The 9209-nt window shown below is 68.6% G+C and carries 9 protein-coding genes; 6 read left to right on the top strand and 3 right to left on the bottom strand.

The window, feature by feature from the left end; all coding sequences use genetic code 11:
• Positions 1–177 precede the first annotated feature (177 nt).
• Entirely contained in the window at positions 178–543 is a 366-nt protein-coding gene (locus AC1DWT_RS47170; protein WP_072947482.1) for a monooxygenase family protein, read from the bottom strand.
• A 1191-nt stretch (positions 544–1734) separates the two neighbouring features.
• On the opposite strand from AC1DWT_RS47170, the gene AC1DWT_RS47165 reads away from it, so the two are divergent.
• Positions 1735–2724: an Acg family FMN-binding oxidoreductase gene (locus tag AC1DWT_RS47165; RefSeq protein WP_095864200.1), complete on the top strand. Its 990-nt coding sequence runs from the start codon at positions 1735–1737 to the stop codon at positions 2722–2724.
• 23 nt (positions 2725–2747) lie between these two features.
• On the opposite strand, the gene AC1DWT_RS47160 is transcribed toward AC1DWT_RS47165, so the two are convergent.
• Positions 2748–3029, bottom strand: coding sequence for a DUF1876 domain-containing protein (locus AC1DWT_RS47160; RefSeq protein WP_072951674.1), 282 nt, complete (start codon positions 3027–3029; stop codon positions 2748–2750).
• A gap of 266 nt (positions 3030–3295) precedes the next feature.
• Between AC1DWT_RS47160 and rox the strand changes: the two genes are divergently transcribed.
• From rox to AC1DWT_RS47140, 4 genes are all read left to right on the top strand, one after another.
• Entirely contained in the window at positions 3296–4729 is a 1434-nt protein-coding gene (gene rox / locus AC1DWT_RS47155) for a rifampin monooxygenase (protein WP_095864199.1), read from the top strand.
• A 104-nt stretch (positions 4730–4833) separates the two neighbouring features.
• A complete protein-coding gene (locus AC1DWT_RS47150) occupies positions 4834–5118 on the top strand; it encodes a hypothetical protein (RefSeq protein WP_179377707.1) in 285 nt (94 codons plus the stop codon).
• Between the two features lie 68 nt (positions 5119–5186).
• Positions 5187–5834, top strand: a complete 648-nt coding sequence (locus AC1DWT_RS47145; RefSeq protein WP_072951667.1) for a response regulator transcription factor — start codon at positions 5187–5189, stop codon at positions 5832–5834.
• A 48-nt stretch (positions 5835–5882) separates the two neighbouring features.
• Positions 5883–7613, top strand: coding sequence for a GAF domain-containing sensor histidine kinase (locus AC1DWT_RS47140; protein ID WP_206012283.1), 1731 nt, complete (start codon positions 5883–5885; stop codon positions 7611–7613).
• 13 nt (positions 7614–7626) lie between these two features.
• On the opposite strand, the gene AC1DWT_RS47135 is transcribed toward AC1DWT_RS47140, so the two are convergent.
• Positions 7627–8166 (bottom strand): TetR/AcrR family transcriptional regulator, encoded by a 540-nt coding sequence (locus AC1DWT_RS47135; RefSeq protein WP_206012284.1) that lies wholly within the window; start codon positions 8164–8166, stop codon positions 7627–7629.
• Positions 8167–8219: 53 nt separating this feature from the next.
• Here AC1DWT_RS47135 and AC1DWT_RS47130 point away from each other — a divergent pair.
• Positions 8220–9209, top strand: a 990-nt coding sequence (locus AC1DWT_RS47130) for an alpha/beta fold hydrolase (protein ID WP_477925900.1), incomplete at its 3' end; no start/stop codon positions are given.

Below are 9209 nucleotides of genomic sequence, written 5' to 3'. Positions count from 1 at the left end.
GTACAGCGCGACCGCGTCTTTCCGGAATTCCTCCGTGTACAGAGACTGGCGTCCCACCTCGACATCCCTCCTGGCTCTCCTGGAACCATTGTCCGGGGTGTCCACTCCCAGAGGCCACCTCAGACTGCCCGCGATGGCATCTTCCGTCGTGCCGACCTCCACGGTCCGCCGCAGCTCTTACCGAGCGGGGTCAACAACCCCTCGAACGGTGTCCGGTAGCGCGGTGTCAGGATGGTGGCTTGGCTCGGTGGCAGTGCGTCCGATCCGGACGGCGGCCAAGTCATGTCGCGAAGCGGGTCGGGTCTTCGAACGAACGCCAGTACTGCACGATGATCGGCGACGGCAAAAGGGCCTGCTCGTATCCCAACAACCCGTTCTCCGGGTGGGCAAGTATGTCAGTATCTTCGGCATCGCGGCGAAGACCGGCCACCAGGTCCGGAACTTCCAGGGCTTGTTGATTCGCGCTCCGATCAGATACACGACAATCTCGTCGCCGAGGACGGAAACGTCGGCCGTGAAGCGGCCGCGGTGGATGTCGGCCATGGGCGGTACCTCCTGCGGGTGCGAGCGACATGGTCGGTCGCGGGTGCGTTGCCAGTTCGGGATCGTCTCCGCCCGCGTTGTGTCGCGAAGCGATCGGGTGTTCCCCGCCATCCCGAGGTCCCGGCGACGGAAAGGGGGCTCCCACGGTTCAGGCCGTGGTGGGGCATGTGCCCTCCGGTGAATGCGTGGACCCGAGCTGAGAGTGGGCTGCTTCCGTCCGGTCCTGTAGTGAGTATGCGACGGCAGACCGTGGTCCCGATATCCCCCCGAGTGTGGGATGGTTTCCGGCCCGGCCCAAGGCTGACACTGGCGGTAATCACCAGTCATGCCGACACGGGCGCGACGGGCACGGCAATCGCAGTCACGCCGGTGCCGCAGCGCCGCGCCGGCCCGGAATCGCTCACGCCGACACGGCAAGGGCCAAGCGCATCTCGGCGTGTCGCATCCGACACCAACCTCGGAAGAAGGGGCCAGAACATGCGAGATCACCGTTTGCGCCGCGCCGTGGGACTGATACTCGCGGTCTGTGTGACCGTGGCCGGGTGCAGCGCCGCCGCCGCCGGACCGGAGGGCAGCCGCACATATTTCGAGTCGGCTGCGCGCGTCGGCGAGGGGGCGATGCGGACGTTCGACAACAAAGCACGAGTGGGTATGACGTGGCAGGCACGCCAGAGAGTACTGCTGACTTCACCAGCGTAAATGTCACACTGCCGACCATCGGCAAAGGTGGCGTCCTATCGCCGCAGTTCAGAGACCCGGATTTGGCTCGCCCCTCTACACCCAGTCGGTCCTGCGCCCGCCGGCATCCACGGCCGTCGCCCCTCGATCTCGTACCCGCCGGTTCGGTGCGTCGTTGTCGAACGTCGCGGCGCAATGCGTTCGTTCGCGCGTGCTGAATAATATTCACGCCACCGGATGTGCCGCGCCGGGCCGGTGAGGCCACTTCGGCGTCGACCCCGGAGTGGCCCGGACACCCGCCGTTTCCGAATGAACGTTCAGTGTCCCCCGCCCCGGCCATGACCTCATGTTTCGTCACTCTGACGTAATAGGGTGCCCGACCCGCACGTGAATCGTCGCCCGGGCGGTGACCATCGGCCCTTATCTCGCGCCGATGGACGGCGAACACTGGGATACAGGCACCGGCGTTCCGCGCCGGGTGGGGGCGGAACGCGATTCACCGAGGAGGCGATCGTGAACAGCACCATTCCCGACGAGAACGTTGTTCGCATTGCCGTGGACCTTGCCTGCCGGGCGCCGTCGGTACACAACAGCCAGCCGTGGCAGTGGACGTACGCCGACGGCCAACTCGACCTCTACACCGAACACGGCCGCGTCCTGGCGTCGACCGACCCGACGGGCCGGCAGTTGGTCGTCAGTTGTGGTGCGGCGCTGAATCATCTTCAGACGGCGCTGACCGCACTCAGATGGGCGGCGGACGTCCAGCGTGTCCCGGACGGGCCCCGATCCGGTCACCTGGCGACGATTCGGTTCCGTCACGACGCCCGGCCGCAGTCGCACGACTTCGATCTGCTCGCGGCGATCCGGCACCGGCACTCCGACCGCAGGCCCTTCGGTCCCGTCAGCTTGAAGACGCCGCTGCCCGCCGCGTTGGACGACGTGGTGCGCCGTCAGGACGTCCACCTGACCGTGCTGAGGCAGGAGGCGCGTCCGGCACTCGCGAGGGCAACCGAAACGACCGCGGCCGCGAGGAAATACGACTCCGCCTATCAGGCCGAGCTGCACTGGTGGGCCGGTCATTCCACCGCGCAGGGCGGAATCCCCGCCGAGGCGCTGGCCACCGCGGACAACCGGGACCGCGTCGACATCGGGCGCCGCTTCCCCGCCGGCCGGGACGCCGGCGCGACCACGGAGACGGACCGCTCGACGGTGCTGGTGTTGAGCACCGCCACCGACGGTCGCGGTGAGTGGCTCCGCGCCGGTGAGGCCCTGTCCGCGGTGCTGCTGGAGGCCACCGTCGGCGGATTGTCGACGTGTCCGCTGACCCACATGACCGAACTCCGCCAGGGCCGGGAGATCATCCGCGAACTGCTTCCCGACCGCGGGTTCCCGCAGGCGCTGATCAGGGTGGGCACCACCGAGAAGAAGTCGGCGCCGCGGCAGACTCCGAGACGGCCGGTCGAATCGGTCTTCTCGGTCGGCCGGCGTCGTATCCCCCGCTGACGGGTTCGCGTCGGCGAGGGCAATTATCCGGTGAGATGGACGCGGCTGTGCGTGGCCGTCTCCACGTCGGCCGCGGTGGCCTCGATCAGTTGGTGGGCGAGGTCGGACAACGCGCGTGCGGTGGCCAGTTCCTCTCCGATCTCGGGGATTTCGGTGTCGTCCGGGTTTCGGCGGGCGAGTCCGGACCCGACGAACGTGCGGGTGTCGCGGGTGCGGAGCCGGGCCTGTGCGCGGGTTCTGGAGCCGCCTTCGTCCGAGTCGTGTTCGTCGATGACGATCTCCACCAACCATGTCGTCTCGTTCATGTCCGGTGGCCTCCGTTCGGTGTGAGTGCGGGACCGAGGTGGTCCTATTACCCAGTGTCCTACGGTGCCGGCGATCAATGAACCGTGAGAATGACGGAACGGCATAGGAAAGGGCAGGAGTCGTCCGCTCCGTGCCCCTTTCAACGCATAGCGCACCGGGGGCCTTGCGGCAAGACCCTGGTCGTGCCGCAGAATCTCCCGTCGAAGCCAGAACCTGCAGAAAGCGCAGCAGCTGGCCGAACGCAACCGTGTCGAATGGGGTTTTCATGATCGACGTGATCGTTGCCGGCGGCGGACCGACCGGCTTGATGCTCGCCGCCGAGTTGCGGCTGCACGGCGTGGACGTGCTCATGCTGGACAGGGAACCGGAGCCGACGAAAGTGGTCCGCTCGCTCGGCCTGCACGTGCGCAGCATCGAACTGATGGATCAGCGCGGCCTCCTGGACCGCTTCCTCGCGGAGGGCACACGATACGAGGTCGGTGGCTTCTTCGCCGGCATCGACACACCGTGGCCCGACCGGATGGACACCGCACACGGGTACGTCCTCGGCATCCCACAGACCGTCACCGAGCGCCTGCTGGCCGAGCACGCCACAGAACTCGGTGTCGAGATCCGGCGCGGCTGTGAACTGGTCGGGCTGAGTCAGGACGAGGACGGGGTGAGCGTCGAACTGGCAGCGGCGGGAGACACCCGGTTGCGCGCCCGGTATCTCGTCGGCTGCGACGGCGGCCGCAGCACGGTCCGCAAGCTGCTCGGCGTCGGCTTCCCCGGCGAGCCGTCGAGGGTCGAGACGCTGCTGGCGGAGGTGGAGCTGACGGCGCCGCCGGAGGAACTGGCCGCCGTGGTGGCCGAGGTCCGCAAGACGCAGAAGCGGTTCGGCGCCATGCCCCTCGGGGACGGGGTGTACCGCCTGGTCGCGCCCGCCGACGGGGTCGCCGAGGACCGGATGGTCCCGCCGACCCTGGACGAACTCAAGCGGCAGGTGCGGGCTCTCGCAGGCACCGACTTYGGCGCGCACTCGGCGCGCTGGCTGTCCCGCTTCGGCGACGCCACCCGGCTGGCGGACCGCTACCGGACCGGACGTGTGCTGCTGGCCGGCGACGCGGCGCACATCCACCCGCCGACCGGTGGGCAGGGCCTCAACCTCGGCCTCCAGGACGCGTTCAACCTCGGATGGAAACTGGCCGCCCAGATCGGCGGCTGGGCCCCGGGCGGGCTGCTGGACAGCTACCAGACCGAACGGCGCCCGGTGGCCGCCGACGTGCTGGACAACACCCGCGCGCAGATGGAGTTGATGTCCACCGAGCCGGGTCCCCAGGCGGTGCGCAGGCTGCTGTCGGAGCTGATGGACTTCGAGGAGGTGAACCGGTATCTGATCGAGAAGATCACCGCGGTCGGCGTCCGCTACGACTTCGGCGCCGGCCACGCACTGCTCGGCCGACGGATGCGGGACGTCGCACTGAAACGCGGTCGCCTGTACGGGCTGATGCACGACGGCCGCGGACTGCTGCTCGACCAGACGGGCAGGCTGTCCGTGGCGGGCTGGGCGGATCGGATCGACCACGTCGTCGACGTCAGCGAAGAACTGGACGTGCCCGCGGCGTTGCTGCGTCCGGACGGTCACGTGGCGTGGGTCGGTGACGATCAGCGGGATCTGCTCGAGGTGCTGCCCACGTGGTTCGGCGCCGCCGACGCCTGAGGACGGACGTGTGACCTTCGGCCCTGTCATTGTGCTCGCCGTTATCGCACCGTTGTACGAGGGCCGGCGCACGACATCGGAGCCGGCGAAGGAACGAGGACACCATGTTCGAACACTCCACCGCATCGCCGCGCGAGGATCGTCACCGGCGGGAGGACGAGCCCGGCGAGTTCCTGTACGTGCATCCCGCGGGGTTCGCGCTTGCGGTGGTGGCGGGAGCGGTGACCGCGGGCCTGATGGTCCTGCTCGGTGCCTGGCTCGCGACTCCCCTCGTCGGAGTCGGCGCCGCGGCGACGCTCGTCGCGACCGTGGGGTTGGCGGCGGCGATGTTGATGCCGCACCGGCCGCGGCGTCGCGGATCCGGGCCGTTTCGTCCGGCCGCGCGCTGACCGGCCCGGTGCTCACCGGCGTAATCTGAATTCTCCGAGGGTGACGCGGCCAGGTCTGGAGGGTGCCCATGATCAGGGTTTTCCTGGTGGACGACCATGAGGTCGTCCGGCGAGGGATCGCGGATCTCCTCACCTCCGATCCCGCTCTGACGGTGGTCGGTGAGGCCGCCTCCTACGCGCAGGCGATGGCGCGGGTGCCTGCCCTGAAACCGGATGTCGCCGTCCTGGACGTGCGTTTGCCCGACGGCAACGGAATCGAGCTGTGCCGGGAACTGCACTCGCTGATGCCGGAGTTGCATTGCCTCATCCTGACGTCGTTCACGGACGAGCAGGCGATGCTCGACGCGATTCTCGCCGGGGCCAGCGGATACGTCGTGAAGGACATCCGGGGCATGGAGCTGGCTCAGGCAGTCCACGACGTGGGGGCGGGCAAATCGCTGCTCGACAGTCGTGCCGCCGGCGTTCTGATGGACAAGGTGCGTGCGGACGCCGATGGGAAGGACGGCATCTTCGCGCACCTGACCAATCAGGAGCGGACCTTGCTCGCCCTGCTCGGTGAGGGGCTCACCAACCGGCAGATCGCCGCACGCATGTTCCTCGCGGAGAAGACCGTCAAGAATTACGTGTCCCGGCTGCTGACCAAACTGGGTGTGGAGCGAAGGACGCAGGCGGCGGTGCTGGCCACGAAGTTGCCGTCGAAACCGCCCGGCACCTGACGGGACCTATGGTTGTTCCGGCTCCTCGTGAGGTCACCGGGTGGGACAATGCGTCGTGTGACCCGTCAACCGGACGAACACGACCGTGGGCCCCTCCTCGGTAGCCTGTCCGAGCTGAGGCTGCGTGAGCTCCTGACCGAGGTGCAGGACCGCATCGCGCAGATCGTCGATGCGCGCGATCACGTCGACGGCCTTCTCGAGGCGATGCTCGCCGTCACGTCGGGACTCGACCTCGACAACACGCTCCGCACCATCGTGCACGCGGCGATCGATCTCGTCGACGCCCGGTACGGTGCGCTGGGGGTGCTCGCTCCGACCGAGGGGCTGAGCGAGTTCGTCTACGAGGGCATCGACGAGGAGACGCGGGAGCGGATCGGCGACCTGCCTCGTGGTCGCGGCGTCCTCGGTTTCCTCATCACGGATCCGAAGCCGGTCCGGTTGGTGGACCTGTCCCGGCACCCCGTGTCGGTGGGATTCCCGCCGCACCATCCGCCGATGAAAACCTTTCTGGGAGTTCCCATTCAGGTCCGGGACGAGGTGTTCGGGATTCTGTATCTCACGGAGAAGGCCAACGGTGCGCAGTTCACCGAGGACGACGAGGTGCTTCTCCGCGCGCTGGCGGCGGCCGCCGGTATCGCGATCGAGAACGCCCGCCTGTACGAGGAGTCCCGGACGCGGCAGGCGTGGCTGGAGGCGACACGGGAGATCGCGACCGAGTTGCTCGCCGGCAGCGAGACCGCGGAGGTGCTGCAGGTGATCGCCGACGACGCGCTGGCCCTGACCGCCGCCGACAGTGCCTTTCTCGCGGTGCCGGACGATCCTGACCTCCCGTCGGACGAGGTGACCGAGCTCGTGGTGACGGCATCGGCGGGGACGGTCTCGGATCGGATCATCGGCCGGGCGATCCCGGTCGAGCGGTCGACGTCCGGTGAGGCGTTCCGGGAGCGGACCCCGCTTCGTGTCACCGCGCTGGCGTTCGATCCCGGGTTCGAGACGGGGGCCCGGTTCGGTCCTGCGCTGGCGCTGCCCCTGCGTGCCGCGCAATCGGTGTCCGGGGTGCTGGTGACGCTCCGCCATGTCGATGCCGCGCCGTTCACGGACGACCAGCTGGCGTTGATGTCGGGATTCGCGGATCAGGCGGCCGTCGCGTTGCAGCTGGCCAACAGTCAACGCCGGATGCGTGAGCTCGACGTCCTGTCCGATCGCGACCGGATCGCGCGTGACCTCCACGACCACGTCATCCAACGGCTGTTCGCGGTCGGCCTGTCGTTGCAGAGCACCCTGCAGCGGGCGAAGGCTCCCGTCGTCAAGGACCGGCTCGAACAGTCGATCGACGACCTGCACGACATCGTGCGGGACATCCGCACGGCCATCTTCGACCTGCACGGCGGTTCGGGCGGCATGACGCAGTTCCGGCGGCGTCTGCACGAGATCGTGGCCGAGACCACCGCGGATTCCGGGTTGCGCACGACGGTGCACATGTCGGGGCCACTGTCCGTCATCGACGCCTCGCTCGCCGAGCATGCCGAGGCGGTTCTGCGTGAGGCGTTGAGCAACGCGGTCCGGCACGCCGGAGCCGAGACGGTGACGGTGAGCATCTCGGTCTACGACGATCTCGCGATCGAGGTCGCGGACGACGGCAAGGGATTCGAGGAGAACGTCGCCACCAGCGGGCTGGACAATCTGGCCGCCCGGGCGCGGGAAGTCAACGGGCACTGCGCCGTCGACTCGACTCTCGGCGGTGGAACCACGCTCCGGTGGTCCGCTCCCCTTCCGTGAGTCCGGGTGCGCGTCAGCTCAACGCCGCCCGCACCACCAGTTCGAAGGCCGGCCGCGGATCGATGGTGTCCTCGCGGGCGATGCGGTGCAGGATCAGTCCCTCCGCGCAGGCCATGAGTGCGGTGGCGGCGGTCCGCGGGTCCCGCGCACCGAGGTGGGCGAATGCCGAGACGACGGACGCCTCCATGGCGGTGCGCCCGCGTGCCAGCGCATCCCGGAGAACGGGGTCGTGGCTGGCCTCGAGGAACAGGACCAGCCGCGCCGCGGTGACGGTTCGGTTGGCGACGGTCGTGTAGTCGATCAGGCCGCAGACCGCGTCGACGAGGTCTGCGGCAGACGCCGGTGCCAGCATGCCGACCTCGGACAGTTCGCGGTCCACGATCGCGTCGACCGTCCCGGTGAGCAGCGCGGCCCGGGTGCGGAAGTAGTTGGACGTCGACCCCTTCGGGAGGCCGGCGCGGTCGTCGACCCGGGCGTGGGTGAGCGATCGCAGACCCTCGGTTCCGAGCAGGTCGATCGCCGCGTCGAGTGCACTCGTTCTCGTGGACGTCACCTGGCTACTATAAACATAGTGACGTAGCACTATGATCGTAGTAACGTGAGGTCATGAGACGCGAGGCTCCCGGCGACGCCAGAACATCCGGCCCGAACGGTGCGCCGGACAACACCTTTCCCGCACTGGGCGAGGTCCGGCACCGCTACGTCCGGCTCCCCGGCCTGCGCGTCCACGTGGCCGAGGCCGGTCACGGCGAACCGGTGGTGCTGCTCCACGGCTTCCCCCAGCACTGGTGGGAGTGGCGCGGGGTCGTCCCGGGACTCGCCGAGCACTACCGGGTGATCTGCCCGGATCTGCGCGGCGCCGGCTGGACCGACGCCCCGCCCACCGGATACACCCGCGCGCAGTTGCTCGCCGACGTCGAGGCACTGCTGGACGCGCTCGAACTCGACCGGGTCTGCCTGATCGCGCACGACTGGGGCGCACTTCTCGGATACGAGCTGTGCCTGAGCGCACCCCCCCGGGTCCGGAAGCAGATCAGCCTCGGTGTCCCCCACCCCTTCATCCGGTTCGACCCACGGTTGCTGACGACGATCGCACGGCACGGCTGGTTCCAGCCCGTGATCGCCGCGCCGTTCCTCGGTCCGTTCCTGCTCGGCCGCGGGCGTCAACGGCTGACGGACCACCTGCTGCGAGGCTTCACGACGGACCGGAACACGTGGTCGGAGCGCGACGTCGAACTGTTCGCCGGACGGCTGCGCGAACCGGCCCGCGCCCATGCGGCGTCGGCCCTGTACCGCTGCTTCATCATGCGTCAGGCGGCGCGGATCATGACGGGCGCGTACCGGCACACCCGTCTCGCCACTCCCACCCGGGTGCTCGTCGGCGCCGAGGACGCCATCGTGCGCAAGGAATTCCTCGGCGGCTTCGAGGGGCACACCGACGACTTCGGTGTGGAGTTCGTCGACGGCGCCTCGCATTTCCTCGTCGACGAACGGCCCGATGTGGTGCTCGAACGCGCGCTCGCATTCTTCGCAGCGGCCTCGACGAACGGCCCGATGTGGTGCTCGAACGCGCGCTCGCATTCTTCGCAGCGGCCT

The sequence above is a fragment of the Rhodococcus sp. P4_B6 genome (assembly GCF_056402215.1).
This window is presented reverse-complemented; position numbering and strand designations above follow the sequence as displayed.

Bases quoted from the DNA above. Each gene is read 5' to 3' on its own strand.
- AC1DWT_RS47170 (WP_072947482.1), bottom strand. From the start codon at position 543: ATGGCCGACATCCACCGCGGCCGCTTCACGGCCGACGTTTCCGTCCTC.
- AC1DWT_RS47160 (WP_072951674.1), bottom strand. From the start codon at position 3,029: ATGAACGAGACGACATGGTTGGTGGAGATCGTCATCGACGAACACGAC.
- AC1DWT_RS47150 (WP_179377707.1), top strand. From the start codon at position 4,834: ATGTTCGAACACTCCACCGCATCGCCGCGCGAGGATCGTCACCGGCGG.
- AC1DWT_RS47145 (WP_072951667.1), top strand. From the start codon at position 5,187: ATGATCAGGGTTTTCCTGGTGGACGACCATGAGGTCGTCCGGCGAGGG.
- AC1DWT_RS47140 (WP_206012283.1), top strand. From the start codon at position 5,883: ATGCGTCGTGTGACCCGTCAACCGGACGAACACGACCGTGGGCCCCTC.